The organism is Nissabacter archeti (assembly GCF_018257325.1).
Taxonomy (GTDB): domain Bacteria; phylum Pseudomonadota; class Gammaproteobacteria; order Enterobacterales; family Enterobacteriaceae; genus Chimaeribacter; species Chimaeribacter arupi.
The window spans coordinates 93496-120000 of sequence record NZ_JAERKB010000009.1 but is presented as its reverse complement, the minus strand read 5'-3'; the positions used below and the strand labels follow the sequence as shown (position 1 = coordinate 120000).

Annotated in this window: 24 protein-coding genes and 3 tRNA genes; 13 read left to right on the top strand and 14 right to left on the bottom strand. The window is 57.4% G+C overall.

Features of this window, described 5'->3' with window-relative positions:
• The first annotated feature begins 7 nt into the window (after nt 1-7).
• A complete protein-coding gene (gloA, locus tag JK232_RS14330) occupies nt 8-415 on the top strand; it encodes a lactoylglutathione lyase (protein WP_072930891.1) in 408 nt (135 codons plus the stop codon).
• 84 nt (nt 416-499) lie between these two features.
• Nucleotides 500-1195 carry a ribonuclease T gene (rnt, locus tag JK232_RS14325; protein ID WP_072930893.1) on the top strand — a complete coding sequence of 232 codons (696 nt, stop codon included), beginning with the start codon at nt 500-502 and terminating at the stop codon, nt 1193-1195.
• Between the two features lie 95 nt (nt 1196-1290).
• Here the strand turns inward: rnt and JK232_RS14320 are convergent, their stop codons facing one another.
• The gene (locus JK232_RS14320; RefSeq protein WP_072930895.1) at nt 1291-1635 is read right to left on the bottom strand and encodes a Grx4 family monothiol glutaredoxin; all 345 of its coding nucleotides are present in this window, start codon (nt 1633-1635) and stop codon (nt 1291-1293) included.
• A 427-nt stretch (nt 1636-2062) separates the two neighbouring features.
• Here JK232_RS14320 and JK232_RS14315 point away from each other — a divergent pair, with 427 nt between their 5' ends.
• A complete protein-coding gene (locus tag JK232_RS14315; RefSeq protein ID WP_072930897.1) occupies nt 2063-2854 on the top strand; it encodes a C40 family peptidase in 792 nt (263 codons plus the stop codon).
• Nucleotides 2855-2914: 60 nt separating this feature from the next.
• On the opposite strand, the gene cydH is transcribed toward JK232_RS14315, so the two are convergent.
• Nucleotides 2915-3004 (bottom strand): cytochrome bd-I oxidase subunit CydH, encoded by a 90-nt coding sequence (gene cydH / locus JK232_RS14310; protein ID WP_101828881.1) that lies wholly within the window; start codon nt 3002-3004, stop codon nt 2915-2917.
• Nucleotides 3005-3331: 327 nt separating this feature from the next.
• Between cydH and purR the strand changes: the two genes are divergently transcribed.
• On the top strand, nt 3332-4357 hold the full coding sequence (gene purR / locus JK232_RS14305; protein WP_072930900.1) for an HTH-type transcriptional repressor PurR: 1026 nt from the start codon (nt 3332-3334) through the stop codon (nt 4355-4357).
• An 84-nt stretch (nt 4358-4441) separates the two neighbouring features.
• Here purR and punR read toward each other — a convergent pair whose 3' ends face one another.
• Complete coding sequence (punR, locus tag JK232_RS14300; RefSeq protein WP_072930902.1) at nt 4442-5347, bottom strand: DNA-binding transcriptional activator PunR; 906 nt, start codon at nt 5345-5347, stop codon at nt 4442-4444.
• Nucleotides 5348-5475: 128 nt separating this feature from the next.
• Here punR and punC point away from each other — a divergent pair, with 128 nt between their 5' ends.
• Both punC and cfa read left to right on the top strand, forming a co-directional pair.
• Entirely contained in the window at nt 5476-6684 is a 1209-nt protein-coding gene (punC, locus tag JK232_RS14295; RefSeq protein ID WP_101828880.1) for a purine nucleoside transporter PunC, read from the top strand.
• A gap of 347 nt (nt 6685-7031) precedes the next feature.
• Nucleotides 7032-8183, top strand: coding sequence for a cyclopropane fatty acyl phospholipid synthase (cfa, locus tag JK232_RS14290; protein WP_072930909.1), 1152 nt, complete (start codon nt 7032-7034; stop codon nt 8181-8183).
• An 84-nt stretch (nt 8184-8267) separates the two neighbouring features.
• Here cfa and bglB read toward each other — a convergent pair whose 3' ends face one another.
• Together bglB and JK232_RS14280 are read right to left on the bottom strand one after the other, a co-directional pair.
• On the bottom strand, nt 8268-9407 hold the full coding sequence (gene bglB, locus JK232_RS14285) for a beta-galactosidase BglB (RefSeq protein ID WP_072930911.1): 1140 nt from the start codon (nt 9405-9407) through the stop codon (nt 8268-8270).
• A gap of 213 nt (nt 9408-9620) precedes the next feature.
• On the bottom strand, nt 9621-10277 hold the full coding sequence (locus tag JK232_RS14280; RefSeq protein WP_212589329.1) for a riboflavin synthase subunit alpha: 657 nt from the start codon (nt 10275-10277) through the stop codon (nt 9621-9623).
• 217 nt (nt 10278-10494) lie between these two features.
• On the opposite strand from JK232_RS14280, the gene JK232_RS14275 reads away from it, so the two are divergent.
• From JK232_RS14275 to JK232_RS14250, 6 genes are all read left to right on the top strand, one after another.
• The gene (locus tag JK232_RS14275) at nt 10495-11868 is read left to right on the top strand and encodes an MATE family efflux transporter (RefSeq protein ID WP_101828879.1); all 1374 of its coding nucleotides are present in this window, start codon (nt 10495-10497) and stop codon (nt 11866-11868) included.
• A gap of 172 nt (nt 11869-12040) precedes the next feature.
• A tRNA-Val gene (locus JK232_RS14270) sits at nt 12041-12117 on the top strand.
• A gap of 30 nt (nt 12118-12147) precedes the next feature.
• A tRNA-Val gene (locus tag JK232_RS14265) sits at nt 12148-12224 on the top strand.
• 16 nt (nt 12225-12240) lie between these two features.
• Nucleotides 12241-12317 (top strand) — tRNA-Val (locus tag JK232_RS14260).
• 540 nt (nt 12318-12857) lie between these two features.
• A complete protein-coding gene (gene pykF, locus JK232_RS14255) occupies nt 12858-14270 on the top strand; it encodes a pyruvate kinase PykF (protein WP_072930916.1) in 1413 nt (470 codons plus the stop codon).
• Between the two features lie 299 nt (nt 14271-14569).
• The gene (locus JK232_RS14250) at nt 14570-14806 is read left to right on the top strand and encodes a major outer membrane lipoprotein (protein ID WP_004943717.1); all 237 of its coding nucleotides are present in this window, start codon (nt 14570-14572) and stop codon (nt 14804-14806) included.
• A 173-nt stretch (nt 14807-14979) separates the two neighbouring features.
• On the opposite strand, the gene JK232_RS14245 is transcribed toward JK232_RS14250, so the two are convergent.
• The 7 genes from JK232_RS14245 to sufA all read right to left on the bottom strand — a co-directional run bounded on the left by JK232_RS14245 (nt 14980) and on the right by sufA (nt 21872).
• Nucleotides 14980-16008, bottom strand: a complete 1029-nt coding sequence (locus JK232_RS14245; protein ID WP_072930917.1) for a L,D-transpeptidase family protein — start codon at nt 16006-16008, stop codon at nt 14980-14982.
• Nucleotides 16009-16113: 105 nt separating this feature from the next.
• Nucleotides 16114-16524, bottom strand: a complete 411-nt coding sequence (gene sufE, locus JK232_RS14240) for a cysteine desulfuration protein SufE (protein ID WP_072931032.1) — start codon at nt 16522-16524, stop codon at nt 16114-16116.
• 42 nt (nt 16525-16566) lie between these two features.
• Nucleotides 16567-17787 carry a cysteine desulfurase SufS gene (gene sufS / locus JK232_RS14235; RefSeq protein WP_212589328.1) on the bottom strand — a complete coding sequence of 407 codons (1221 nt, stop codon included), beginning with the start codon at nt 17785-17787 and terminating at the stop codon, nt 16567-16569.
• Nucleotides 17784-19088 carry a Fe-S cluster assembly protein SufD gene (gene sufD / locus JK232_RS14230; RefSeq protein ID WP_101828878.1) on the bottom strand — a complete coding sequence of 435 codons (1305 nt, stop codon included), beginning with the start codon at nt 19086-19088 and terminating at the stop codon, nt 17784-17786. Before sufD ends, sufS begins: the two co-directional genes overlap by 4 nt.
• Nucleotides 19063-19809, bottom strand: coding sequence for a Fe-S cluster assembly ATPase SufC (gene sufC, locus JK232_RS14225; RefSeq protein ID WP_072930923.1), 747 nt, complete (start codon nt 19807-19809; stop codon nt 19063-19065). Before sufC ends, sufD begins: the two co-directional genes overlap by 26 nt.
• Before the next feature lie 132 nt (nt 19810-19941).
• Nucleotides 19942-21471, bottom strand: coding sequence for a Fe-S cluster assembly protein SufB (sufB, locus tag JK232_RS14220; RefSeq protein WP_072930925.1), 1530 nt, complete (start codon nt 21469-21471; stop codon nt 19942-19944).
• 11 nt (nt 21472-21482) lie between these two features.
• Nucleotides 21483-21872, bottom strand: coding sequence for a Fe-S cluster assembly scaffold SufA (sufA, locus tag JK232_RS14215; RefSeq protein ID WP_072930927.1), 390 nt, complete (start codon nt 21870-21872; stop codon nt 21483-21485).
• Between the two features lie 550 nt (nt 21873-22422).
• On the opposite strand from sufA, the gene JK232_RS14210 reads away from it, so the two are divergent.
• Entirely contained in the window at nt 22423-22827 is a 405-nt protein-coding gene (locus JK232_RS14210; RefSeq protein ID WP_072930928.1) for a hypothetical protein, read from the top strand.
• Nucleotides 22828-22845: 18 nt separating this feature from the next.
• On the opposite strand, the gene JK232_RS14205 is transcribed toward JK232_RS14210, so the two are convergent.
• Both JK232_RS14205 and ydiJ read right to left on the bottom strand, forming a co-directional pair.
• Nucleotides 22846-23265: a hotdog fold thioesterase gene (locus JK232_RS14205; protein ID WP_101828877.1), complete on the bottom strand. Its 420-nt coding sequence runs from the start codon at nt 23263-23265 to the stop codon at nt 22846-22848.
• Complete coding sequence (gene ydiJ / locus JK232_RS14200; protein ID WP_072930932.1) at nt 23262-26315, bottom strand: D-2-hydroxyglutarate dehydrogenase YdiJ; 3054 nt, start codon at nt 26313-26315, stop codon at nt 23262-23264. The genes JK232_RS14205 and ydiJ overlap by 4 nt, the downstream gene beginning before the upstream one ends.
• Nucleotides 26316-26505 lie beyond the last annotated feature (190 nt).

The window sequence follows — 26505 nt, the reverse complement described above, 5'->3', positions numbered from 1 at the left end:
GGACAATATGCGCTTACTCCATACCATGCTTCGCGTCGGTGACCTGCAACGCTCCATCGACTTCTACACCAAGGTATTAGGCATGCGTCTGCTGCGTTCCAGTGAAAATACCGAATACAAATACTCCCTGGCGTTTGTGGGTTACACCGACGAGAGCGAAGGCGCGGTGATTGAGCTGACGTACAACTGGGGCGTAGAGAGCTATGAGATGGGCACCGCGTACGGCCATATCGCGCTGGGCGTGGATGACGTGGCCGCAACCTGCGACCAGATCCGCAACGCAGGCGGTAACGTCACGCGTGAGGCCGGCCCGGTAAAAGGCGGCACTACCGTGATCGCCTTTGTTGAAGATCCAGACGGTTACAAAATTGAACTGATCGAAAACAGCCACGCCGGCCACGGCCTGGGCAACTGATTTTCCCCTGACGGGTGCGGCTCCGCACCCGTTTCTCCCCTTCCGGACGTTCCCCGCCTGCATCCGCTGCAAAAATTTGCCATAATGCGCGCTGAATTCGGACAAGATAAGAAACTGATGGCTGATAAAAGTGATCTCAACGCCCTGAGTGGCCGCTTCCGCGGGTTTTACCCCGTCGTTATTGATGTTGAAACCGCCGGTTTCAGCGCCCGCACCGACGCCCTGCTGGAGATTGCCGCGGTAACCCTGCGTATGGACAGCGACGGCTGGCTGATGCGTGATGAAACCCTGCACTTCCATGTTGAGCCGTTTGAGGGGGCACTGCTGCAACCTGAAGCGCTGGCGTTCAACGGCATTGACCCGCATAACCCGCTGCGGGGGGCCGTCAGTGAATATGATGCGCTGCACGCGATTTTCAAAGCGGTGCGCAAAGGCATGAAAGAGCAGAACTGTAACCGGGCGATTATTGTGGCGCACAACGCCACCTTTGATCACAGCTTCCTGATGGCTGCTGCCGAACGCGCCGGGCTGAAGCGCAACCCGTTCCACCCGTTTGCCACCTTTGACACCGCGGCGCTGAGCGGGCTGGTGCTGGGGCAGACGGTGCTGGCCAAAGCCTGTATCACCGCCGGCATTGAGTTTGACAGCACCCAGGCGCACTCCGCGATTTATGACACCGAACAGACGGCGCTGCTGTTCTGCGAGCTGGTCAACCGCTGGAAACGGCTGGGCGGCTGGCCGCTGGCCACGCCGGAAGAGGCACCGGAGGCGGATGCCTGAGGGCCTGCCCTTCCGGCAACTTGCTTTTACCCATAAAAAAGGCGGCCCTGAGGCCGCCTTTTTTTACCTGACAGGCGGTTGCCCGCCCGGCCCGGTTACTGCTGATCTTCCTGAGACTTGTGCTTTTCAGCCGTCTCTTTGATCAGCTGCTGCAATTCACCACGCTGGTACATCTCCAGAATGATGTCACAGCCGCCTACCAGCTCGCCGTCTACCCACAGCTGCGGGAACGTCGGCCAGTTGGCATATTTCGGCAGCTCTGCGCGGATGTCCGGGTTTTGCAGGATGTCCACGTAGGCAAAACGCTCGCCGCAGGCTGACAGCGCCTGTACCGCCTGAGCGGAGAAGCCGCAGCTCGGCAGCTTCGGTGAGCCTTTCATGTAGAGCAGGATCGGGTTTTCAGTGATCTGGGCCTGAATTTTATCAATCGTCGTCGTCATTGTCTTGCTTCCTCACGCCATAAGCTGGCTGTTATGCGTCACGTCAAATCGGCACTGGGTCTATTGTAACGATGGCAGCTATGGGATAAAAACGCCATTTTTTACAGGGTTTTTCCCCTAACCCGGCCAACGCGCGGGGGCGTGGCTGCCCGTAATCAATAAACATTCATTGAGAATAACATTTTTAAGCGGGGCTTTTCACCTGTAAAACCGGGCCGTTCCGCGGGCACTTTTGCACGCTAACCCGTTGAGCAGAGAATAAAATAGCAGCAAACGGCACTGTTTTTTCATTTGTGAAAAAAGCTATTAACGTTTTCTGACAATATGAATTAGAATCGATGCGTTTCGTGCTTTTTTGTACGGCAGGTTTCAGGAATACTGAGCCTCCTTTGACGTTCTTTCCGGGGCCACTTTTGGTAGCGTTACTATGCGTTTAATCGTCACGCTTTTTGTCCTGTTGTTGACACAACTGTTTATGAATCTGGCACATGCGTCGCCGCACGCCCGTGTTTCTGCTGAACAGCGTAAAAGCCATGTCAGCGAAGCCAAAACGGATGAGCGCAAAAAGCGAAAGCCGGTGAAAACCAGTGCCAAAAAGAAAAGCACCGGGACGGAAAAGTCACGGGTGGTTAACGTCACCACCAAAAGCGGCAAAAGCCGTAAAACGGCCTCGACCCGGCTGGTCAAGGTCACCCCGCCAAAGAAAGGGTACAAAAAAGGGTATGGCCGCCACCGCACCAAAGGCGCGGACGCGCAGGAACTGGCCCAGCTCAGCAAACCGCTGACCCTCAGCCCGGCGCATAAAAAACGCTACCAGCATGCCAAGCAGACTGCGATGGCCAAGCTGATGAACCAGGTCGGCAAGCCTTACCGCTGGGGCGGTACCTCACCCAATACCGGGTTTGATTGCAGCGGCCTGGTCTATTACGCCTATAAAGACGTCATGAAAATCCGTATGCCGCGCACCGCCAATGAGATGTACCACCTGCGCGATGCTGCACCGGTCAAACGTGGTGAGCTGGAAACCGGCGATCTGGTGTTCTTCCGCATCAATAACCGCGGTGCCGCTGACCATGTGGGGGTTTACCTCGGCAACGGCAAGTTTATCCAGTCACCGCGTACCGGTGAGGATATCCGCATCAGTTTCCTGGACAATGATTACTGGCAGGATCATTACGTCGGCGCCCGCCGGGTGATGACGCCAAAAACCATCCGCTGAGTAAAGCGCACCCGTAAAAAACGCCGGATCTCCGGCGTTTTTTTATCAGCCCGGCCAGCCTCAGTGCAGGATGGCGGTAAAGCTGAAGAGTAAAATCACTGTCAGCGCGCCCACAGTGGTCAAAAGCGACATTTTCAAATCACTGTCCATTATTCTCTCCTTGGTGAACCACAAGAAAACCACACACTTAGTGTGCCGACCCTATTCTCACACTATTTAAAGAAATTCCTAAACACTTTCGGGGTGTACGGCACAATTTTCCTCTTTCCCTTTTCACCATAATGAGTGAAAATTCGCGGTTTACGCACTGCGTACCCGGCCGGCTGCGATGCCCCACCGCTTAGTTCAGCGAAGATGACCGCTCCTTCCCCCCAGAATCCACTGCAATTCTTTCAGCGGGCAGGAGAATAAACGCAGGCAAACGATTAACATAATAGTTACGTGCTGTAACACGTACTATCAGGAGTCATTCTTTCCATGGCAACGATTAAAGATGTCGCCAGACGTGCCGGCGTATCCACGACTACCGTGTCACACGTCATTAATAAAACACGTTTTGTCGCTGAAGAGACTAAGGCGGCAGTCTGGGCTGCCATTAAGGAATTACACTATTCGCCGAGCGCCGTCGCGCGCAGCCTGAAGGTCAACCATACAAAATCGATTGGCCTGCTGGCGACCTCCAGCGAAGCGCCCTACTTCGCTGAAGTGATTGAGGCGGTAGAGAACAGCTGCTACAGCAAAGGCTATACGCTTATCCTGTGTAATTCCCATAACAACCTCGACAAACAACAGGCTTACCTGGCGATGCTGGCGCAAAAGCGTGTCGATGGGCTGCTGGTGATGTGCTCTGAATACCCCGACCAGCTGATCGGCATGCTGGAAGAGTACCGCAACATCCCGATGGTGGTGATGGACTGGGGCTCGGCGCGCAGCGATTTTACCGACTCGATTATTGATAACGCCTTTGAGGGCGGTTATCTGGCCGGGCGTTACCTGATTGAACGCGGCCACCGCGACATCGGCATTATCCCCGGCCAGTTGTCGCGCAATACCGGCGGCGGGCGGCATCAGGGCTTCCTGAAGGCGATGGAAGAGGCCAATATTCCGGTACGCGAAGAGTGGGTGGTTCAGGGCGATTTTGAGCCGGAATCAGGTTATAAGGCGATGCACCAGATCCTGACCCAGAAACAGCGCCCGACGGCGGTGTTCTGCGGCGGCGACATCATGGCGATGGGCGCGATTTGCGCCGCCGATGAGCTGGGCCTGCGTGTGCCGCAGGACGTCTCCGTGATCGGTTATGACAACGTGCGCAACGCGCGTTACTTCTCCCCGGCGCTGACCACCATCCACCAGCCCAAAGAGCGCCTGGGCGAGAACGCCTTTGCCATGCTGCTGGATCGCATCACCAGCAAGCGTGAAGACCCGCAGACCATTGAAGTCCACCCGAAACTGGTCGAACGCCGTTCCGTGGCAGACGGCCCGTACCGCGATTACCGCCGGTAATCCGTGAGCCGGGGGCATCCAGCCCGCCCCCGGCGTTTACCCGCGCCACCTTTTACCCGCCCAGCTTTTTACCCGCGCTGCGTTTCATCCACGTAACCACTCGCGGTTCAGCGTGTCACTCTCCCCCAGATAATCCAGCAACCATACCAACGCCGGTGACGATTTCTCCTGCGCCCAGGTCAGGCAACAGGCGCTGTCCGGGAATGGCTGGTGCAGCGTCAGCACGGTAAGGTCACCGCGGTCAATCAGCGGTTGCGCCATGTGCGCCGGGATCATGCCGACACATAACCCGGCCAGCAGGCAATCCAGCGCGCTGGTCCAGTCCGGCACCACCAGCCGCCGCTGGTTGTCGAGCGTCCAGGTATCGCGTTTCGGCAGGCTGCGCGAGGTGTCTTCCTGGCACAGTGCCGGATAGGGCCGCAGCTGATCGTCCGTCAGCGGCCCCGCCTGCTGCGCCAGCGGATGCCCCCGGCTGACCACACAGTGCCACGGCATAAACCCCATATCGCGGAAACGGTAACCGCCGCCCACCGGCACGGCACGCGTGGCCCCGATGGCGGCATCCACCCGCCCGTCGGCCAGGGCATCCCACACGCCATTAAACACTTCGGGTGAGATCAGCAGTTCCATGTCAGGGAATTCCCGGTAAAAATCCAGCACCAACTGCCGGGTACGGTCGGCCCGGACAATCCGGTCCACGGCAATGCTGAGCTGGCCGCGCCAGCCGTTCGCCACCTGCTGGCACTGGCGGCGTGTAGCCTGCATTTTTTTGATAAGCAGCCGCGCCTCCTGCACAAACACCCGCCCGGCTTCGGTAATCACCACATCCCGGTGGCGGCGCTCAAACAGCTCAACCGCCAGCCACTGCTCGAGCTGGCGCACCGTATAACTGACAGCAGAAGGCACGCGGTGCAGCTCCTGCGCGGCCGCACTGAAACTGCCGGTACGTGCCACGGCATCAATCACTTCCAGAGAGTATTCAGACCACATATCCTGCCTTCAATTTTTTTCACAGCATGGTGCAAATTTTACCGTTTCACAACCCACTGACGCTACCGTAGAGTGCGCGACGATATAGGATTTATGTATTGCCTCTGAATAAAATATTGAGATTACTTATGACTCGTTCCCCCTTTTTCCTGCTCTATCTTGCTGTCCTGAGTATGCTGGGCTTTTTGGCCACGGACATGTACCTGCCCGCCTTTGCGCTGATGCAGGAAGATCTCGCGCTCTCCCCCAATGCCATCAGTGCCAGCCTGAGCCTGTTTCTGGCCGGCTTCGCCTGCGCCCAGCTGATCTGGGGCCCGCTCTCTGACCGCATCGGCCGTAAACCGGTGCTGGTGCTGGGCCTGCTGCTGTTTGCGGCCGGGTGCGCCGGCATGATGTGGGTAACGAACGCCCACCAGCTCTGGCTGATGCGCTTTGTGCAGGCCATCGGCGTCTGTTCTGCCGCCGTGAGCTGGCAGGCACTGGTGGTGGATCGTTACTCCCCCCAGCAGAGCAAAAAAGTCTTTGCCACGATTATGCCGCTGGTGGCGCTCTCCCCGGCCCTTGCCCCGCTGCTGGGGGCGTGGCTGCTGAACCATTTCGGCTGGCGCAGTATTTTCCTCGCCCTGCTGGCGATAACGCTGCTGCTGCTGATCCCTACATTACGGCTGAAAGCGGCCGCCCCCGCGGCCGGTGCGGCCAACGCACCGAAAACCAGCCTGTGGACGCTGCTTAACTCCCGCGTGTTCAGCGGCAATGTGCTGATGTATGCCGCCTGCTCCGCCGGTTTTTTCGCCTGGCTGACCGGGTCGCCGTTCATCCTGCATGCGATGGGTTACAGCCCGGATGATATCGGCCTGAGCTATGTGCCGCAGACCTTTGCGTTCCTGCTGGGCGGGTTCGGCTGCCGGATGGTGGTCAGCCGCCGTGACGGCAAGTTCCTGGTGCCGTGGCTGCTGGCCGGGTATGGCCTGAGCATTGTGGCGCTGTTCTTGCTGGCGTTGCTGGCGCAACCGGGCCTGGCGGCGTTGCTGGTGCCTTTTTGTGTGATGGCTTTGGCAAATGGCGCGCTTTATCCCATAATTGTGGCTAATGCCTTGCTGCCTTTCCCGCACAGTACCGGTAAGGCCGCCGCCTTACAGAACGCGCTGCAACTCGGATTATGCTTTGTGGCCAGCCTGGCAGTGTCGGCGTTTATCAGCCGGCCGCTGATGGCGACGGTGACGGTAATGTTAATGACAGTGGGGTTAGCGGCCCTGGGCTTTTTCTTGCAACGTGGGGTGGCCTCACAGCGACACCTGCCGTCCGCCCGTCGTGAAAACAGTAACCAGGCGGCATAATTACCTTAGTTAATAATAACTTAAATAATATTAAGCCCGGAAGCGATTTGCGGTTGAGTATCGTTTCCGGCGCGCTTATACTCGGTTTCAACCCATAAAAATAACGCTTTTACAAAACTTTTATTACAGCATGTTTGGTGCGCGCGGAAAGCGCCCGCTTTATCAAGGATGACATCTCCGTCGCCTGCTCTCGGGCTCTGTTGGCGATCCGGGGTTCTTCCTGCATTTTCCTCTGTTCATAGTCGGATATCAGATACGGCGGGTAACCGCGGATTCTCGTATACGCCTGCAAATTGCCGCTGCTTTTCCTTGCAGGTATAAGTCAGAAGAAAGGTGATGGAGAAGCTATGAGTTCATCGTGTATAGAAGATCTAAGCATCCAGGATAATCAGTGGTACCGCATTGCCCATGAGATGCTCAGCATGGCCGATATCGAAATCAACGGCTCCCGGCCTTTCGATATCAAGGTTAATCATCCCGATTTTTTTAAACGCGTGTTACAGGACGGCTCGCTCGGCCTGGGCGAGAGTTATATGGATGGCTGGTGGGAGTGTGAACGGTTGGATATGTTCTTCCACCGTGTCATTGCCGCCGGGCTGGAACGGAAGCTCCCGCACCACCTGAAAGATACCCTGCGCATTGCCGCCGCCCGCCTGACCAACCTGCAATCCAAGAAACGTGCCTGGATCGTCGGCAAAGAGCATTACGATCTCGGCAACGACCTCTTTACCCTGATGCTGGACCCCTACATGCAGTACTCCTGTGGCTACTGGAAGGAAGCGGAAACGCTTGAGCAGGCACAGGAGCACAAATTACGCATGATCTGCGAGAAGTTGCAGCTGAAGCCGGGCATGACCCTGCTGGACATCGGCTGTGGCTGGGGTGGGCTGGCGGCGTTTGCCGCGCGCCATTACGGCGTGTCGGTCAGCGGCGTGACGATCTCTGCCGAACAGCAGAAACTCGCCCAGCAGCGCTGCGAGGGGCTGGATGTCACTATCCTGTTGCAGGACTACCGCGACCTGGACCAGCAGTTTGACCGGATTGTGTCTGTCGGCATGTTTGAACATGTGGGGCCGAAGAATTACCAGACCTATTTCGATGTGGTCTCGCGTAACCTGAAACCGGACGGCCTGTTCCTGTTGCACACCATCGGGGCCAACAGGACCGATATGACGGTGGACCCGTGGATCGACAAATACATTTTCCCCAACGGTTGCCTGCCGTCCGTGAAACATATCGCCCAGGCCAGTGAGGGCGTCTTTGTGATGGAGGACTGGCATAACTTCGGCGCGGATTATGACCGCACGCTGATGGCGTGGTATGAACGCTTCCTGGCGGCGTGGCCGCAACTGGCTGAACGCTATTCAGACCGCTTCTACCGGATGTTCACCTACTACCTGAATGCCTGCGCCGGCGCCTTCCGCGCCAGGGATATTCAGCTCTGGCAGGTGGTATTCAGCCCGCATGGGGTCGAAGGCGGGATCCGCGTCCCCCACTGAGGCCATCAACGCGGTGCCTGTAAACACGATGCCTATAAAAAAACCGGTCAGATGACCGGTTTTTTTTCGCCCGGATTCAGGCCATTAAATGTAGACACGCAGGTATTCTGAGAGGCAGAGCACCGCCATCGCCTGCCCATAGGGCATGGAGGTGAGCGGGATGTCCCGGTAGAAATCGAGGTCGTTGCCCATTGCCGTCCCAAAGGAAACCTGCGTCAGCTCGCCCTGGCTGTTGATATGGCGCACCACGCCCTGCGCGGCCTTCAGCCCCATTTCTGCATACTGTTTGCCGACATAGCGTTTGCGCACCGCTTTCAGGATGCCATAGGCAAAACCGGCGGTGGCGGACGCTTCCAGATAAGCGTCGCGATCGTCAATCAGCGTATGCCACAGGCCGGAGGCATCCTGATACTGTTGCAGCGCGGCGATCTGGCTCTCCAGCACCTGCAGCAGGAAACGGCGGGTGGCGTCCTGTTCCGGCAGGTCCAGCATCTCAATAAAGTCCGGGATGGCCACCGTCAGCCAGCTGTTGCCGCGCGCCCAGCGTGCCTCGGCAAAGTTATGGTTGCCCTCAAACGTCCAGCCGTGGAACCAGAGGCCGGTTTTGCGATCCATCAGGTACTGCACATGCAGCATAAACTGGTATTTCGCCTCCTCGACATACTCAGGCCGGTTAAGCAATTTGCCGATTTTTGCCAGCGGCAGCACGCTCATCATCAGGGTGTCATCCCACATCTGCTGATGGTTTTCATTGTTGTACACAATATGCTGCAACCCGCCCTTCTCGGTGCGCGGCATCTGGTACATCACCCAGTCGGCCCAGGCTTCCAGGTAAGGCAGCCAGCTCTGGTTACGCGTTTCTTCATAGCGGTAAGCCAGTGTCAGGAACGGGCACATGGTGTTGACGTTTTTGGTCGGCATCGGCTCTTTAAAGCGGGCAGCGAACCAGTCATCAATGATCGCCAGCGCCTGCGGGTCATTGGTCTGCTGGTAATACTTATAAATGCCGTACAGCCCGACGCCGTGCGTCCACTCCCAGCCTGCCCAGCCTTTGGTGTCAATCACCCGGCCATCGTCCAGCCGCAGCAGGAATTCTCCGGTCTCATCCTTGATATTAATCAGGTTATCCGCCGTGAGGCGAATCAGGCGCGTGACCTCATCGCGGGTAATAAAAAAGTCAGGCTGGCGCAGCAGTTCACTCTGTTTTACCGGGAATACGTTCATTTTTCACCTTCGCAAGAGAACAGGTTATAAGCTTTCCTGCAGTGTAAGCAGATGAAAACAGGGCTGCCTTTGGCTGACTGCCACGCCGCCGGGGGGGCTGGCAACACCGGAAAGAGGCCGGTGCCGTACCGGTGGTTTTGTGAGCCATGCCACAGCGAAAAAAAACCCGGCGCGGGGCCGGGTGCAGGATGACAGGGGGTTTCGCGGGAAGGCTTACTCCGCCAGATTGTCACTGATCGCTTTGGCGGCGGCCATCGCCGCTTCGCGGCTGGCGAGCACCCGCTCTACGGTATCCACAATCGCCTGGGTTTGCGGATCGATCTCGATGTTCACCACATCACCCAGGCGTTTTTTGCCAAGCGTTGTCCGCTCCAGCGTTTCCGGGATCAGGTGCACGCAGAAGCGGTCTTTGACCACTTCCCCCAGCGTCAGGCTGATGCCGTCGATGCCGATGTACCCTTTATGCAGGATATATTTCATATACTCTGCGTTGGCGATGCGGAACCAGACCTGCCGGTTATGCTCCGAGGTCACGATTTTGCTGATCTCAGCGGTGCAGATGATATGGCCGGACATCAGGTGGCCGCCAATCTCATCACTGAAACGGGCTGCCCGCTCAAGGTTGACCCGATCGCCCACCTGAAGTGCGCCGAGGTTGGTCAGGCGCAGCGTCTCTTTGATCAGGTCAAAACTGACGCGATCGCCGTCAATTGACGTGACGGTCAGGCAGCAGCCGTTGTGGGCGACGGACGCCCCCAGGGCCAGGCCAGGCAGCATCTCCGCAGGCAACTGCACCACATGGGTACGGAAATTGGGTCTTTCATCAATCGCCACCACGGGCGCGGTGCCCTGAACAATACCGGTAAACATTAGCGAGCCTCTTTCATATTTTCAGGCGTTATCAATTCATCCAGTGTGCCGCAGTTTTCCCGGCTTGCCAACTCAGCGTCATCCGCACGCTTTTTGCCGCCGGGGTTTGCTTGACCGGGGTGGATCGGTACAATCTTATTCTTATTCTTATTTTTTCCTGATGCCGCCAGTGACGGCCGGCTCCCCTGCTCATTCCCCATAATAAAAAGGTGTTGGCGTGCAGAAGTATCTGATCGAAGCGCGAAGTTTATTGGCGTTAGCCATTCCGGTGATTATTGCGCAAATCTCCCAGACGGCGATGGGCTTCGTAGACACCATCATGGCCGGTTCTGTCAGCGCCACCGATATGGCGGCAGTGGCGATCGGCACCTCAATCTGGTTGCCGACGATCCTGTTCGGGCATGGCATCCTGCTGGCGATGACGCCGGTGGTCGCCCAATTGAACGGTGCCGGCCGCCGTGAGCGCATCTCGCACCAGGTGCGGCAGGCGTTCTGGCTGGTGGCGGCGCTGTCGGCGCTGGTGATTGCCGTGATTTCGCAAAGCGGCCACCTGTTGGGCCTGATGCAGGATGTGGACCCGGCGCTGGAAGCCAAAGCCGTGGGGTATCTGCACGCGATTATGTGGGGCGCACCGGGCTACCTGGGTTTCCAGGTGTTGCGCAACCAGTGCGAGGGGTTGTCCAAAACCAAACCGGGCATGGTGATCGGCTTTATCGGCCTGCTGGTGAATATTCCGGTCAACTATATCTTTATCTACGGCAAATTCGGCGCACCGGCGCTGGGCGGCGTCGGCTGCGGCGTGGCGACCGGCACGGTCTACTGGGTGATGTTCCTGCTGATGGGCTGGTATGTGAAACGCGCGCCTTCCCTGCGTGACATCCATTTGCAGAGCAAACCGGCACGGCCGGACTGGCAGGTATTGCGCCGCCTGACCCTGCTTGGGCTGCCGATTGCGCTGGCCCTGTTTTTCGAGGTGACGCTGTTTGCCATTGTGGCGCTGCTGGTCTCCCCGCTCGGCATTGTGCCGGTGGCGGGCCACCAGATTGCCCTTAACTTCAGCTCACTGATGTTTGTTATCCCGCTGTCGGTGGGCGTCGCGGCCACTATCCGTGTCGGGCACCGGTTGGGCGAAGGGTCGGCGGAGGGCGCGCGGGTAGCGGCTTATGCCAGCCTCGCGACCGGCGTACTGATGGCCTGCTGTACGGCGATTTTCACCGTGCTGATGCGTGAGAAAATCGCGCTGCTGTATAACGAAAACCCGGCGGTGGTGGCGATGGCCAGCCAGCTGATGCTGCTGGCGGCGGTTTACCAGATCTCGGATTCGTTGCAGGTGATCGGTTCCGGGGTGCTGCGCGGTTATAAAGATACGCGGTCGATCTTCTTTATTACCTTTGTCGCTTATTGGGTGCTGGGGCTGCCGAGCGGTTACCTGCTGGCACTGACTGACGTGATCGTGCCGCGGATGGGGCCGAGCGGGTTCTGGTGCGGTTTTATCATCGGCCTCACCTTCGCGGCGGTAATGGTGATTTGGCGGATGCGCTGGCTGCAACGCCAACCGGCGGCGCTGATCCTGAAACGTGCGGCCCATTAACGCTGTCTTTGCGCCCGGCACCGGCCGGGAGTGCTGAAAAAAACAGCGGAGTGCGCACTCGCTCGGCAATCGCGTGAAATCTGGAAGAAAATTGCATTTTTCCGCTTGCCAGTGTCCGGCCACGCCGTTAATATTCGTCCCCGTTGCCGGCACCGGCAATCAGAAAAATGATGCGTCCGTAGCTCAGTTGGTTAGAGCACCACCTTGACATGGTGGGGGTCGGTGGTTCGAGTCCACTCGGACGCACCACACTTTCTGGCTTCTGCAAAATGATAATGTGCGTCCGTAGCTCAGTTGGTTAGAGCACCACCTTGACATGGTGGGGGTCGGTGGTTCGAGTCCACTCGGACGCACCACATCAGCTTTTCCGATGCGTTCTTAGCTCAGTTGGTTAGAGCACCACCTTGACATGGTGGGGGTCGATGGTTCGAGTCCATTAGAACGCACCATTCTTGCTTTCCCTGATTTTCCTTCGTTTTCCTTCCCTTAACGTCCCTGTTTTTGTCATACCTGCTGCTGTGTTGTCTGCTGTTTCATCACCTACTCTTTTCTTGCCTGCCCTGCTGCTTCTGCCATTTACACCTTATAAGCAGATGAAAAACAGCGATTAACCGGTTGCGCAACAAGTGGATGCAAAAAGTTTCATTTGCGTCACATTCCTGAGTATTTCGTATAAATCAAGCCGTCTCTTTCTGATTTTTGTTTTGTTTCCCCGTCGCTTACCCACTATAATGCGGAACGTCATTTCAATTGAAAGGTTTCAGCGCCTTGAACTGTCGATACCTCTTACAACGATTATTCCGACTCCTTCAACCGGCCACTGCCACGTCCGGCGCTGTTCCAACGCATATTTCCACCCCAACCCTGCTGCCATCGCCTATCCTTAGTTATGTTTTGCAGCGCCCAACACCGTCCCTATTCCACGCTGGTCGCACAGCGGCCAGCCATACGCACTTTTCAATCCATCACAACTTGTAGAACCTATTGTCATGAAAAAGACCAAAATTGTTTGTACGATCGGCCCGAAAACTGAATCAGAAGAGATGCTGACCAAGCTGCTGGATGCCGGCATGAATGTGATGCGTCTGAACTTCTCCCACGGGGATTACGAAGAACATGGCCAGCGCATTAAAAACCTGCGCGCGGTTATGGAGAAGACCGGCCATAAGGCTGGCGTCCTGCTGGACACCAAAGGCCCGGAAATCCGCACCATGAAACTGGAAGGCGGTAAAGACGCGTCTCTGACTGCCGGCCAGACTTTTACCTTCACCACTGACCAGAGCGTCATCGGTAACACGGAACGTGTGGCCGTGACCTATGCCGGTTTCGCCGCTGACCTGAAAATTGGTAACACCGTGCTGGTGGACGATGGCCTAATCGGCATGGAAGTGATTGAAGTCACTGAAACCGAAGTGATCTGTAAAGTGCTGAACAGCGGCGACCTGGGTGAAAACAAAGGCGTTAACCTGCCGGGCGTTTCTATCCAGTTGCCTGCACTGGCCGAAAAAGACAAACGTGACCTGATCTTCGGCTGTGAACAAGGCGTTGATTTCGTGGCGGCCTCGTTCATCCGTAAGCGTTCTGACGTGCTGGAAATCCGTGAGCACCTGAAAGCCAACGGCGGCGAGCAGATCCAGATCATCTCCAAAATCGAAAACCAGGAAGGCCTGAACAACTTCGACGAAATCCTGGATGCGTCTGACGGCATCATGGTCGCACGTGGTGATCTGGGCGTTGAGATCCCGGTTGAAGAAGTTATCTTCGCGCAGAAGATGATGATTGAGAAATGTAACCGCGCCCGCAAAGTGGTCATTACCGCGACCCAGATGCTGGATTCCATGATCAAAAACCCGCGCCCGACCCGTGCAGAAGCCGGTGACGTGGCCAACGCCATCATCGACGGCACTGACGCAGTGATGCTGTCTGGTGAAAGCGCCAAGGGTAAATACCCGCTGGAAGCGGTCACCATCATGGCGACCATCTGTGAGCGTACTGACCGCGTGATGCAGAGCCGTATTGATGGCCTGAATGACAGCCGTAAACTGCGCATCACTGAAGCAGTATGCCGCGGTGCGGTAGAAACCGCTGAGAAGCTGGACGCCCCGCTGATTGTGGTTGCGACCGGCGGCGGCAAATCAGCCAAAGCGGTACGTAAATACTTCCCGCATGCCACAATCCTGGCCCTGACCACCAATGCCGTGACTGCCCGCCAGCTGATCCTCAGCAAAGGCGTGATCACGCAGGTAGTGAAAGAGATCGCCTCCACCGACGATTTCTACCGCATCGGTAAAGAAGCGGCGCTGGAAAGCGGCCTGGCACAGAAAGGCGATGTCGTGGTGATGGTATCTGGTGCCCTGGTACCAAGCGGCACCACCAATACTGCCTCGGTGCACGTGCTTTAATTAAACGTGACATTCTGAACTGAATAAAAACGCCGCCCTTCAGCGGCGTTTTTTTCATCTGACGATCGGCTATTTTCAGAAAAACGCTACTTTTTTAAGCGTACAAAAATTGAGAGGGTTCTCATAGAAGCAGCATGTTTTAGCTGGTTTTTTTAACTTTTCAGCAAAAGCAGATGCTTCTTTGAGCGAACGATCAAAATAAAGTGCTTCAGCCCTAAAAATTTATTCTCATTAGAAAAAGGTTTGTGTAATACTTGTAACGCTACATGGAGATTAACTCAATCTAGAGGGTATTTATAATGAATCGCACTAAACTGGTACTGGGCGCAGTAATCCTGGGTTCTACTCTGCTGGCAGGTTGCTCCAGCAATGCTAAAATCGATCAACTGTCTTCTGACGTTCAGACTCTGAACGCTAAAGTTGACCAGCTGAGCAACGACGTGAACGCAATCCGTTCTGACGTCCAAGCCGCTAAAGACGATGCAGCACGCGCTAACCAGCGTCTGGACAACCAAGCTCACGCTTACAAAAAGTAATCGAGCTCGGCTAATAAAAATGGCGCACAGTGTGCGCCATTTTTTTTGCCTGTTATTCGCGGTGGCCTGCGCTGCCTTATGCTCCGCCCCTGCCCTGGTTTTCCCTCTTCCCTGACCTTCCCCCTTTTGACAACTTTTCTGCGCGTCCTTGCGCAAAAGGCTTCCCCTGCCCCTTATTGCAGGCTCTGTGGCGGCGTGGCGTCTGTCCCCGGCGCTGTGGGCTGGCTGCTGGCGCTCTGCGGCATAATGGCCTCAGGGATGGCGTCATTGGCTTCCGGCCCGGTGTTGACCAGTACCGGCATCCCGGAACGGCGCTCAATTGCCTGTTTCACGACGTCGGCATTGGTTTCCGGCGTTTTGATAAAGGCTTTAATCACCTTGGTTTTCGCGATAGGCATGGTTTGCGGGTCATCCTTATCGGTATGCGACAACGGTTGATGCACCTCAATGTAGCGTTTGCCATCCGGTTCGACCGCCACTTTGATCGGCTGGTTGATCACCTGCACCCGTGTGCCTTTCGGCACCTGGTTAAACAGCGCTTCGATGTCTGCCGCCCGCAGGCGGATGCAGCCGGAACTGACGCGCATCCCAATGCCGAAATTGGCATTGGTGCCGTGGATCAGGTAAACGCCGCCGCCTGCCGCCATACGCAGCGCAAACAGCCCCATCGGGTTATCCGGCCCGGCAGGTACCACGGCCGGCAAGGTGATGCCCTGCTCTTCCAGGTAGTGCTTACGGATATTGGCGGTGGGCGTCCAGGTCGGGTTCGGGATTTTCTGGATAATGGAGGTCACCATCGTCGGGGTATTGCGCCCAAGCTGGCCGATGCCGATCGGGTAGACCACCACTTTATTCTCACCTTTCGGGTAGTAATAGAGCCGCAGTTCGGCGAGGTTAATCACAATACCTTCGCGTGGGGTATCCGGGAGCAGCATCTGTGTCGGGATAGTCAATACCGAGCCGGGTGCCGGCAGATAGGGATCGGTGCCTGGGTTGGCTTCCAGCATTCCCAACAGGCCGATTTTAAAATCGGCGGCAATCATCTCCAGCGAACGGCCGTCATCCGGCACGGTGTAGGTGATATTTTCACCAATCAACCGGCTGTTTTCTGCCGGCAGCGGGTATTCCGTGGCGTGGGCAGAAAATGAAATGAGTAACCAGAGGGTGCTGAGGAACCCCAGCAGCAAGCGTGCTTTTTTCATACCTGATTTTATCCTTATCACGTCACACAAGGGAGCCGGGTCGCTATCCTGGTGCCTGGCGCAGGCCAAAAAAAAGCCGCGCAGGAGGCGCGGCTTACAGGAGGTTTAAAGCTCTGCAGCGTTGGTGCGGATGGCGCGGATCATCGCCTCCAGCCCCTGTGAGCGGGAGGGGGTCAGATGCTGGCTTAATTCCAGCTCAGCAAAGAACGGGCGCACATCCAGTGCCACAATCTCCTGCGGCGTCATGCCGCTATAGAGAATAAACACAATGGTCAGCAACCCTTTCACGATGGCGGCATCGCTGTCACCCTGGAAGGTGACCCGGCCATCCAGGGTATCCATCGCAATCCATACCTGGCTCTGGCAGCCGGAAATGCGGTAACGGTCCTGGCGCAGTTCCTCATCGAGCGGCGGCAGTTTTGCCCCCAGCTCAATCACATACAGGTACTTCTCTTCCCAGTTTGCGCAACGGGAGAAGTTGCGCAGCAATTTTTGTTTGTCCGGCAACGTCGCCATAAAGCCCATCCTGCCTCAGTTAACATAAAAGCGGCCGGGCAATCAGCCCAGCAGCCGGTGGACACGCTGCAGGCCTGCGACCAGGCGATCCACTTCTTCACGGGTATTGTACATGGCCAGGGAGGCGCGGCACATGGCCGGAACCTGATAAAACGCCATCAGCGGCATCGCACAGTGGTGGCCGGTACGGATGGCGATACCATACTGGTCGAGGAAGCTGCCGACGTCATAGGCGTGGTGCTTGCCCAGGTTAAACGGAATCACCCCGGCACGATCGGCCGGGCCATACAGGATGATATCCGGTACCTGCGCCATCGCTTCCAGCGCGTAGTGCATCAACGACGTTTCATACTCGTGAATGGCATCCAGGCCGATCGACTCCACGTAGTCGATGGCGGCCCCGAGGCCCATCATCCCGGCGGTATTGGGTGAGCCCGCCTCGAAGCGCCACGGCGCAGCCACAAAGGTGGTGTCACCGGTCAGGCTCACTTCGCGGATCATCGACCCGCCCCCTTCCCACGGCGGCATCTGCTCCAGCAATTCCGCCTTGCCGTAGAGAATGCCGATACCGGACGGCCCATACAGCTTGTGGCCGGAGAAGACATAGAAATCACAATCCAGTGCCTGCACATCCACTTTCTGGTGCATCACCGCCTGCGCGCCGTCCACCAGCACTTTCAGCCCGGCGGCTTTCGCCTGCGGGATGATCTGTTCAAGCGGGTTAATGGTGCCCAGCACGTTGGAGACCTGCGTCAACGCCAGCAATTTGGTGCGTGGGGTAATCAGCTGTTCCAGCATACCGGGCTGCAATTCACCCTCTGGGGTCAGCGGCCAGACATCAATATGCAGCGAACGGGCCTTCGCCAGCATCTGCCACGGCACGATGTTGGCGTGATGCTCCATCTCGGTGATCAGGATGCGATCGCCCGGTTGCAGGAAGGTGTTACCGAAACTATGGGCGACCAGGTTGATCCCCTCGGTCGAGCCTTTGACGAAGATGATCTCTTCCGGCGAGGCGGCGTTGATAAAACGCGCCACCTGGGCGCGTACACCTTCCATCTGCTCGGTCGCTTCCGCGCTGAGGGTATGAATGCCGCGATGAACGGCGGCATAACCGTGGCGATAGAACTCCGCCTCGCGGGCAATCACCTGCTCCGGTTTCTGTGCGCTGGCTGCGCTGTCGAGATAGGCCAGCGGCTGGCCATTTACCTCACGCGCCAGCAGCGGAAAGTCCTGCCGGATCCGTTCAATCGGGTAACTCATTGCTGGCCTCCACGTAAGCGCCCGGCGATACGGTGCAAGACCGTTTCGCGCAGGACATCGTCCTCCAGCGCCTCAGTGAGTTCGGCGGCAAAGGCGAAGATAATCATCTCCTGCGCCGCATCACCGGCAATGCCGCGTGAACGCAGGTAGAACAGCTGTTCATCATCGATGCGCCCGACGGTGGCACCGTGGCTGCATTTTACGTCATCGGCGTAAATTTCCAGCTGCGGCTTGGTGTCCACTTCAGCCTGTTTGCTCAGCAACAGGTTGTTGTTGGTCATCTGGCCGTCGGTTTTCAGCGCATGTTTGGCTACTTTGATCATGCCGTTAAACACCGCTTTGGCGCGGTCATGCACAATCACTTTATGCATCTGACGGCTCTGGCAATACCCCTGGTTGTGCTCCAGGTAGGTACGCGTGTCGCTTATCTCATCGTCCACCGGCAACACCAGGCTGTTGATGTGCAGCTGGGTGTTTTCACCGTTCAGCTGCGCACTGGTGTTATGGCGGGAGAGGCCCGCGCCCAGCAGGAAGCTGTGGCTGGTCACCTGGGCATCACGGCCGACAACCAGATCGTTATGCGCGAAGTGGTAGCTGGCCTGGCTCTCAAACGCCAGTTTGATGTGGCTCAGCACCGCATTGTCACCGATGTCCGCCGTCAGGCGTGCGCCGGTAAAGTGGCCGCTGTCGCTCAGGCTGAGGTAGTGCTCAATCACCTGAGCCTGGGCACCCCGGCCGATCTCGAGGTGGTAACGGTGGTGCACGGTGTTGATTTCCGCGGCCTGCGCCCGGCCGCTGGAGAGGTGCAGCAGGTACAGCGGCTTGTCAGCCTGTTTCCCGGCCGGCAGGCGGATCATCCGCGGCTGGTGCGCCAGGCTTTCCGTCAGGTGCAGGAAGACCTCAGACTGCACCGGCTCCGGCAATGCGTTATGCAGCGACGGCGTCAGGGCCTCAACCACAAAGGCACCGGTTTCGCTATCACTCAGCTCAGCACTGAATTCGCCGTCCACAAACACCAGGCGGTAGGCGTCAATCGCCAGCGCGTGCTGGTCACAGTCACTGCGGCTCAGGCTGGGTGCGTGTGGGGCAAAGAACTGTTTGCCCAACAGCGGTGACACCGGCGTGTATTTCCAGTTTTCCATTTTTGCATGAGGAAAACCGAGGCGCATCACCTGCTGCCAGTGCGTATGCGCGTGGGCGGAGTGCTCACCGCCACGGCTTTCAAATAACCGGTAGAGCTGTTGCATTGCCTGCGGGCTGCCGGCCTGGGGTGCATCACTCTTGCTCGGTAAGCCAGCCATAACCCTGCTCCTCTAACTGTTTGACCAAGGTAAAGTCACCGGACTTCACAATGCGACCCTGATACAGCACGTGGACGAAATCAGGCTTGATGTAGTCCAGGATGCGCTGGTAGTGCGTCACAATGATGAAAGAGCGCTTGCCGTCACGCAGCGCGTTCACGCCGTTGGAGACGATTTTCAGCGCATCGATGTCCAGACCGGAATCGGTTTCATCGAGGATGCAGAGCGACGGCTCAAGCGCAGCCATCTGCAGGATGTCATTACGCTTTTTCTCACCGCCGGAGAAGCCTACGTTCACAGAGCGGGTCAGCAGGTCAGACGGCATCTTGAGCAGGTCAATTTTCTCTTCGATGAAATCAGCAAAATCAAAGCGATCCATCGGCTCCTGGCCGCGGTATTTGCGCACGGCGTTAACCGCCGTCTGCAGGAAGAAGTTGTTGCTGACGCCGGGGATTTCCACCGGGTACTGGAAGGCCATAAACACGCCTTCGCCGGCCCGGTCTTCCGGGTCGAGTTCCAGCAGGTCTTTACCGTTAAAGAGCACATCACCGTCAATCACTTCATACTCTTCACGGCCCGCCAGCGTGGCTGACAAGGTACTTTTGCCGGAGCCGTTCGGCCCCATGATGGCGTGAACCTCACCCGGCTTGATCTCCAGATCGATGCCTTTGAGGATCTCCTTGTCTTCAATGCTCACTTTTAAATCTTTAATGCTTAACATGTCTGTCCTTTAGCGCGCCTGCGCCCTGTTCAGCGTGGACCTGCACGCTCTTGACCGCAAAATCCGGTGTTGTTCAACATGGGTAATAGTCAAAACAGGTGCCGACCGCAGCATCCTGTTTCTGCGCCGGGGTTACCCGACGCTGTGTTCAAGGCTTATCGCCAGCAATTTCTGTGCTTCAACGGCAAACTCCAGCGGCAGCTCGGAGAAGACATCCTTACAGAAGCCGTTCACGATCATGGAGATCGCATCGTCTTCACTGATGCCGCGTTGCAGGCAGTAGAACAACTGGTCATCACCAATCTTCGAGGTGGTCGCCTCATGCTCCAGCTGGGCGCTGTTGTTGCGCACTTCCACATACGGGAAGGTGTGCGCCGCGCTGTCCGGCCCAATCAGCATAGAGTCACACTGCGTAAAGTTACGCGCGTTCTCGGCACCCGGCAGCACTTTCACCAGGCCGCGGTAGCTGTTCTGGCTGTGGCCGGCCGAGATCCCTTTCGAGATAATGGTCGATTTGGTGTTTTTACCGATGTGGATCATCTTGGTGCCGGTATCTGCCTGCTGTTTGCCGCTGGTCAGTGCCACCGAGAAGAACTCACCAATCGAGTTGTCCCCTTTCAGGATCACGCTCGGGTATTTCCAGGTAATGGCGGAGCCGGTCTCAGACTGGGTCCAGGACATTTTCGAGCCATTGCCTTCACACAGTGCACGCTTGGTCACAAAGTTCAGGATACCGCCGCTGCTCTCTTTGCTGCCGGAGAACCAGTTCTGCACCGTGGAGTATTTCACTTCCGCGTCTTTGTGCAGAATCACTTCCACCACGGCCGCATGGAGCTGGTAGGTGTCACGCACCGGTGCGGAACAGCCCTCAATGTAGCTCACGTAGCTGCCTTCATCGGCAATCAGGATGGTGCGCTCGAACTGGCCGGTTTTCGCCGCGTTGATGCGGAAATAGGTCGACAGTTCCATTGGGCAACGCACGCCTTTCGGCACGTAGACGAAGGTGCCGTCAGAGGCCACCGCCGCGTTGAGCGCCGCAAAGAAGTTATCCTGCGCCGGCACCACGGTGCCGAGGTACTTACGCACCAGCTCCGGGTGTTCCTGGATAGCCTCGCCGAACGAGCAGAAGATGACGCCGTGCTCAGAGAGTTTGTCACGGTAAGTGGTCGCCACCGACACCGAGTCAAAGATGGCATCGACCGCCACTTCTGCCCCTTCACGCACCGGCACACCCAGCTGATTAAAGGCGGCTTCCACTTCACTGGTCAGGTAATTTTTGTGGGTCTCCAGTGCCGGCACACCCAGCGCATCCGCAGCGGACGGCTGTTGGGTGGCACCCGGCTGCGAGCCGCAGACATCATCACAGCTGCCGCAGGACGGCGCGGAATAGTAGCTGTAATCCTGATAGTCCAGGGGCTTGTAATAGGCTTTCAGCCAATGCGGCTCTTCCATCTTGGTCCAGGCATGGTACGCCTTCAGCCGGAAGTCGAGCATCCATTCAGGTTCATTACGCTTGGCGGAGATGGCACGGACCACATCCTCATTGATGCCGGAGGCCAGCTCATCGGTCACCAATTGGGTAAAGAAACCTTCCTTGTATTTGCTGCCCTCACCGACCCAAGCCTGTACGTTCTCAGGAATTTCTACATTGCTTCGTGTCATGTTGGAGTCACTTAAACGCCAAAGCTCTCGCCACACCCGCAGGCGTGCTGAGCTCTAGGATTGTTGAATTTAAAAATCTGATTCAGCCCTTCACGGACGAAATCGACCTCAGTACCGTCGATAAACGGCATCGCTTTCAGCGGGACATACAGCCGGGCACCGTCGCGCTCATAGACCAGATCGTCTGCGGCCGGATTTTTGGTCAGATCCAGCACGTAGGCAAAGCCGGCGCAGCCGGATTGCTTCACCGCCAGTTGCAGCCCCTTGACTTCCGGGTCCTGCTCCACCAGCTTTTTGACCTGCCGGGCCGCGGCATCGGTTAATGAAAGCCCCTGCCAGACATTCTCTTCCAGCGAGAATGTCCCGACATTTTCCTTTGGCAACGTGTTGTCTGTCTGCATCGTAACCACCTCGTAATGAGCAAAAATTGTACGAACCCCGTATTGCCGTTAACGTAATCAGGGCGTCGTCCAATCTGATCCTACCTGAATTATAGTGTACCGGCGCTGACCCGAGGAAGAGTGCCGGTCAGGAAGCGCTGTCGCATGGCGACCATCTTAGTGATAAGAATAATCACTTCAACCTCTTGTTTTGAGAGGGTATACCGATTAGGGCATTCCTGACGGGGCAGCAGGTGGGCCGGCCTGACACTGTCAGGATGCGGGCCGTTAACCTGCCGGGCCGAACGCGTTGAAATTGTTGTGAATTTAATGTTAACAGATTAATGCTTTACGGTATATCTCATGTAACACATTAGACCGCGCACTGCTTATTAAACATTCATCGGTAATACCTATTTATCTTACAGTGCCTGACTATGAAGCGAAACCGGTTTAAAAAAGGATGTGAGATTCTGGTTAAATGGGGGCGAAAAAGTACCCAGGCAACCATTGATCGGCGCTATTTTTATGAATATGATAATCATTATCATTCATGGTTAGCGGAACTCTTATGACGGCCTCCCTTAACGCCTGGCTACAGGGCAAAATTGACGACTATAAATTTCAGGTGCGGGATGCCACCGTGGACTTTTATCTGGCTGACGCGGCCCTCAAGCGCCCGGAAGCGAGTATTGAGCAGCTGACCCGGTTTAACCGCCTGTGCCTGGAGATGGCCAACCTCTGCGCGATGAACGGCGATGATGAGAGTTATCTCCATGCCTTATGCAAATTGCACAACCGGCTGATTATCGAAATCAACAACCCGGCCAGGGCTTACCTGTTCCGGGTTCAGTGCTACCATTTTGCGCGCCATACGCTGAAACTGATCTGCCAGCATTACGCCCAGCTCGGTATCTGGGAAAAAGCCACCGCGTTTCAGAACGATTTCGTCAAACGCGTCCCTAACCCGCTGTAACCCTGCTGTACGGCGTGGTTAACCGCCGCGCACGGCCGTGGTCAGCCGCGCCGTGCAGCACAGCCGATCCGCCTCATCATAGAGATCAATCTGCCACACCTGGTGGCTGCGCCCGCAGTGCAACGCCCGGCAGACGCCGCGCACGCTGCCCTGACGCACGGCACGCAGGTGGTTGGCATTGACTTCCAGCCCGACCACCTGCTGTTCACCGTCGGTACACAGGTAACCGGCCACTGATCCCAGCGTTTCCGCCAGCACCACCGACGCCCCGCCGTGCAGCAAGCCGAACGGCTGGGTGGTGCGGCTGTCCACCGGCATAGTCGCCTCCAGCTGATCAGGTGCCAGCCGGGTAAACACAATCCCCAGGTGCCCGACCAGGCACCCGGCGCTCATCTGGTTGAGCGCCTCCAGGGTGGCTTCCCGTTTCCACAGGCTCATACCAGCTCCAGCAACGCCTGCAGCGGATGGCGCAGCCCGTTGCCCTCGATGCGTTTCACCTGGCTGCGGCACGAATAGCCGGTTGCCAGGCAGCGCTGGCGCGGCAGCCGTTGCAGTGACTGGTGCCAGGAGAGCTCGTAAATGCCTAACGAGTTGGCGATGTTTTTCGCTTCATGCCCGTAGGTGCCTGCCATACCGCAACAGCCGACGCTGATGTTCTCCAGCTTTGCCCCGAAACGGGCAAAAATATCAGCCCATTGCTGGCTGCTGGAGGGCAGCGAGGTGGTTTCCGTGCAGTGGCCGAACAGGTACCAGGATTCGCCGCTGATCTGCTGCACCGGCCGCGCGGCCAGCGCCTGTTGCAGCCACTCATGCACCAGCTGCACTTGGAAACTGCCGCGGCGGATGCCGAGAATTTCGCGGTACTCTTCGCGGTAACAGAGCACCAGCGCCGGGTCGACGCCGACCATCGGCATATCCAGCTGCGCGATGCGGTTGAGGAAGTCCGCGGTTTTGGCGGCTGTCTTCGCAAAACGCACCAGGAACCCTTTGATATGCTGCGCCTTGCCGTTCGGCGCAAACGGCAGCAACACCGGCTTCAGCCCCAGTTTATCCACCAGATAGACCAGATCGCTGACCACTTCCGCATCGTAGAAGCTGGTGAACGGGTCCTGCACAATCAGCACATACTCATGGCGCTGGTTTTTCGGCACGCTCTCCAGCTGTTCCAGGGTCATGGTCACGGCACGGTGGCCAATCAGTTGCTGTTTCAGCGTCGGGCTGGAGAGCAGCGGCAGGTCGACCATACCGAGCGCGTTGCGGCTCATTTCGCGCACCCACGGCTGTTTAAAGAAGAAGTTGAACACCCGCGGCGCTTTCGCCATCAACGGCGCGTAGCTTTCGACATTGGCCACCACATGGTCACGCGCCGGGCGCAGGTAACGGGTATGGTAGAGCTGGAGGAAACGCGCCCGGAAGCCGGGGACGTCAATCTTGATCGGGCACTGGGTGGAGCAGGCTTTGCAGGCCAGACAGCCGGACATCGCCTCTTTTACTTCGTGGGAGAAGTCATACTCGCCTTTGTTGGCGTGCCAGCTGTTGCGCATCTTCTCAATCATGCCGCGCAGGCTGATGCGGTTTTCCGCCAGCCGTTTCTCCAGCTCCAGCGGGTCAACGCCCTGCTCCGCCAGCAGCCGCAGCCACTCGCGCACCAGCCCGGCCCGCCCTTTCGGCGAATGGATGCGGTTGCCGGTGATCTTCATCGACGGGCACATCGGGCTTTTTACATCAAAGTTAAAGCAGAGGCCGTTGCCGTTACACTCCATCGCGCCGCGGAATGAGGTCCGCACTGCCAGCGGGATGCGCCGGTCAAAGGTGCCGCGCTTCACCGCGTCCACGCGCATCATCGGCGCATCGCTGCTCAGTGGGGCGCAGATCTTGCCGGGGTTGAGGCGGTTATCCGGGTCAAAGGCGGCTTTGATACGGCGCAGTTCGGTAAACAACTCCTCGCCAAAGAAAGCCGGGCTGTATTCGGCGCGGAAACCTTTGCCGTGCTCGCCCCACAACAGGCCGCCATATTTGGCGGTCAGCGCCACTACCTGATCGGAGATCTGCTTCAGCAGTACCTCCTGGCGCGGGTCGCACATATCCAGCGCCGGGCGCACATGCAGCACCCCGGCATCAACGTGGCCAAACATGCCGTAGCTGAGGTCATAACTGTCGAGCAGCGCGCGGAACTCCACAATGTAATCCGCCAGGTGCTGGGGCGGCACACAGGTGTCTTCGGCAAACGGCAGCGGCTTGGCCTGCCCTTTGGCATTGCCGAGCAGTCCCACCGCTTTTTTACGCATCGCATAGATGCGCTCAATCTCGGCCAGCTCGCCGCAGACCTGGTAGCCGATCACCCCGTCTTTGCCGTCCGACATCAGCCCGTCGAGCTGGGAACAGAGATCCGTGACCTGGTTTTCGATCAGGTCATGATCGTCACCGGCGAACTCCACGATGTTCAGCCCCAGCATCTCTTTGTCCGGCACGTCTTTGATCAGATCTTTCACCGAATGCCAGACGATGTCCTCGCGGGCCAGGTTGAGGACCTTGGAGTCCACCGTCTCGACGGAGAGCGCGTTGGCGCGCACCATAAAGGGCGCATTGCGCAGCGCAGAGTCAAAGGAGTCATATTTGATGTTCACCAGCCGGCGCACTTTCGGGATCGGCGTGATGTCGAGGCGCGCCTCGGTAATAAAGGCCAGAGTCCCTTCTGCACCGGTCAGGATGCGCGTCAGGTCAAAGGTCTGGAGATCGTCACTCAGCACATGGCGCAGGTCATAACCGGTGAGGAATCGGTTCAGCTTCGGGAATTTTTCCAGGATCAGGTTACGCTGCTCACGGCAACGCGTCAGCACCGTGCGGTAAATGGTGCCGGTGGGCGAGTCCTCTTTTGCCAGATGTTCCGCCAGTGCGGTGGGCATGGCGCGGGTATCGAGGATCTCACCGCCGAGCAGCACGGCGCGCAGCCCCAGCACATGGTCAGAGGTTTTGCCGTACACCAGCGAGCCTTGCCCGGAGGCATCGGTATTGATCATGCCGCCCAGCGTGGCGCGGTTGCTGGTGGAAAGCTCCGGCGAGAAAAAGTAGCCGAAAGGTTTCAGGTAGGCGTTGAGCTGATCCTTGATAACCCCGGCCTCCACTTTTACCCAGCCCTGCTCGGTATTGATGTCGAGGATGCGGTTCATGTAGCGTGACATGTCCACCACAATCCCGCTGTTAAGGGCCTGGCCGTTGGTGCCGGTGCCGCCGCCGCGCGGGGTAAACACCAGCGAACGGAAACGCTCCTCGCCCGCCAGGCGCGCCAGCAGGGCCACATCCGCCGTGGAGCGGGGAAACACCACCGCGTCCGGCATCAGCTGGTAGACGCTGTTGTCAGTCGCCATGGTCAGGCGGTCGGCATAGCTGGTGGCGGTGTCGCCGTTAAAACCGTTTTTCTTTAAGGCTTCCAAAAAATCGAGCACGCGCTGAATAAGCCCCGGTGCCTGAGAAATCTGTGGGATCATTGCTGTTGACCCTGTCCGTGTGAGGTTGTGTTCACGCCTGGCCTGCCGGAACACCGGCTGCGCAGGCCCTTCCCGTTTGCCGAGCCTTCTCCGTATTATTGTTATAGGAATAATGGCGAGCGGCACACGCAGTGCTACAGAAAACTACCACACTTCTTTTTTCTGCGCGCCGTCACCTTACCATAAACTT

Excerpts from the sequence above, each read along its gene's own strand:
- gloA (WP_072930891.1), top strand. The coding sequence starts at position 8 with ATGCGCTTACTCCATACCATGCTTCGCGTCGGTGACCTGCAACGCTCC.
- rnt (WP_072930893.1), top strand. The coding sequence starts at position 500 with ATGCGCGCTGAATTCGGACAAGATAAGAAACTGATGGCTGATAAAAGT.
- JK232_RS14320 (WP_072930895.1), bottom strand. The coding sequence starts at position 1,635 with ATGACGACGACGATTGATAAAATTCAGGCCCAGATCACTGAAAACCCG.
- JK232_RS14315 (WP_072930897.1), top strand. The coding sequence starts at position 2,063 with ATGCGTTTAATCGTCACGCTTTTTGTCCTGTTGTTGACACAACTGTTT.
- cydH (WP_101828881.1), bottom strand. The coding sequence starts at position 3,004 with ATGGACAGTGATTTGAAAATGTCGCTTTTGACCACTGTGGGCGCGCTG.
- purR (WP_072930900.1), top strand. The coding sequence starts at position 3,332 with ATGGCAACGATTAAAGATGTCGCCAGACGTGCCGGCGTATCCACGACT.
- punR (WP_072930902.1), bottom strand. The coding sequence starts at position 5,347 with ATGTGGTCTGAATACTCTCTGGAAGTGATTGATGCCGTGGCACGTACC.
- punC (WP_101828880.1), top strand. The coding sequence starts at position 5,476 with ATGACTCGTTCCCCCTTTTTCCTGCTCTATCTTGCTGTCCTGAGTATG.
- cfa (WP_072930909.1), top strand. The coding sequence starts at position 7,032 with ATGAGTTCATCGTGTATAGAAGATCTAAGCATCCAGGATAATCAGTGG.
- bglB (WP_072930911.1), bottom strand. The coding sequence starts at position 9,407 with ATGAACGTATTCCCGGTAAAACAGAGTGAACTGCTGCGCCAGCCTGAC.
- JK232_RS14280 (WP_212589329.1), bottom strand. The coding sequence starts at position 10,277 with ATGTTTACCGGTATTGTTCAGGGCACCGCGCCCGTGGTGGCGATTGAT.
- pykF (WP_072930916.1), top strand. The coding sequence starts at position 12,858 with ATGAAAAAGACCAAAATTGTTTGTACGATCGGCCCGAAAACTGAATCA.
- JK232_RS14250 (WP_004943717.1), top strand. The coding sequence starts at position 14,570 with ATGAATCGCACTAAACTGGTACTGGGCGCAGTAATCCTGGGTTCTACT.
- JK232_RS14245 (WP_072930917.1), bottom strand. The coding sequence starts at position 16,008 with ATGAAAAAAGCACGCTTGCTGCTGGGGTTCCTCAGCACCCTCTGGTTA.
- sufE (WP_072931032.1), bottom strand. The coding sequence starts at position 16,524 with ATGGCGACGTTGCCGGACAAACAAAAATTGCTGCGCAACTTCTCCCGT.
- sufS (WP_212589328.1), bottom strand. The coding sequence starts at position 17,787 with ATGAGTTACCCGATTGAACGGATCCGGCAGGACTTTCCGCTGCTGGCG.
- sufD (WP_101828878.1), bottom strand. The coding sequence starts at position 19,088 with ATGGCTGGCTTACCGAGCAAGAGTGATGCACCCCAGGCCGGCAGCCCG.
- sufC (WP_072930923.1), bottom strand. The coding sequence starts at position 19,809 with ATGTTAAGCATTAAAGATTTAAAAGTGAGCATTGAAGACAAGGAGATC.
- sufB (WP_072930925.1), bottom strand. The coding sequence starts at position 21,471 with ATGACACGAAGCAATGTAGAAATTCCTGAGAACGTACAGGCTTGGGTC.
- sufA (WP_072930927.1), bottom strand. The coding sequence starts at position 21,872 with ATGCAGACAGACAACACGTTGCCAAAGGAAAATGTCGGGACATTCTCG.
- JK232_RS14210 (WP_072930928.1), top strand. The coding sequence starts at position 22,423 with ATGACGGCCTCCCTTAACGCCTGGCTACAGGGCAAAATTGACGACTAT.
- JK232_RS14205 (WP_101828877.1), bottom strand. The coding sequence starts at position 23,265 with ATGAGCCTGTGGAAACGGGAAGCCACCCTGGAGGCGCTCAACCAGATG.
- ydiJ (WP_072930932.1), bottom strand. The coding sequence starts at position 26,315 with ATGATCCCACAGATTTCTCAGGCACCGGGGCTTATTCAGCGCGTGCTC.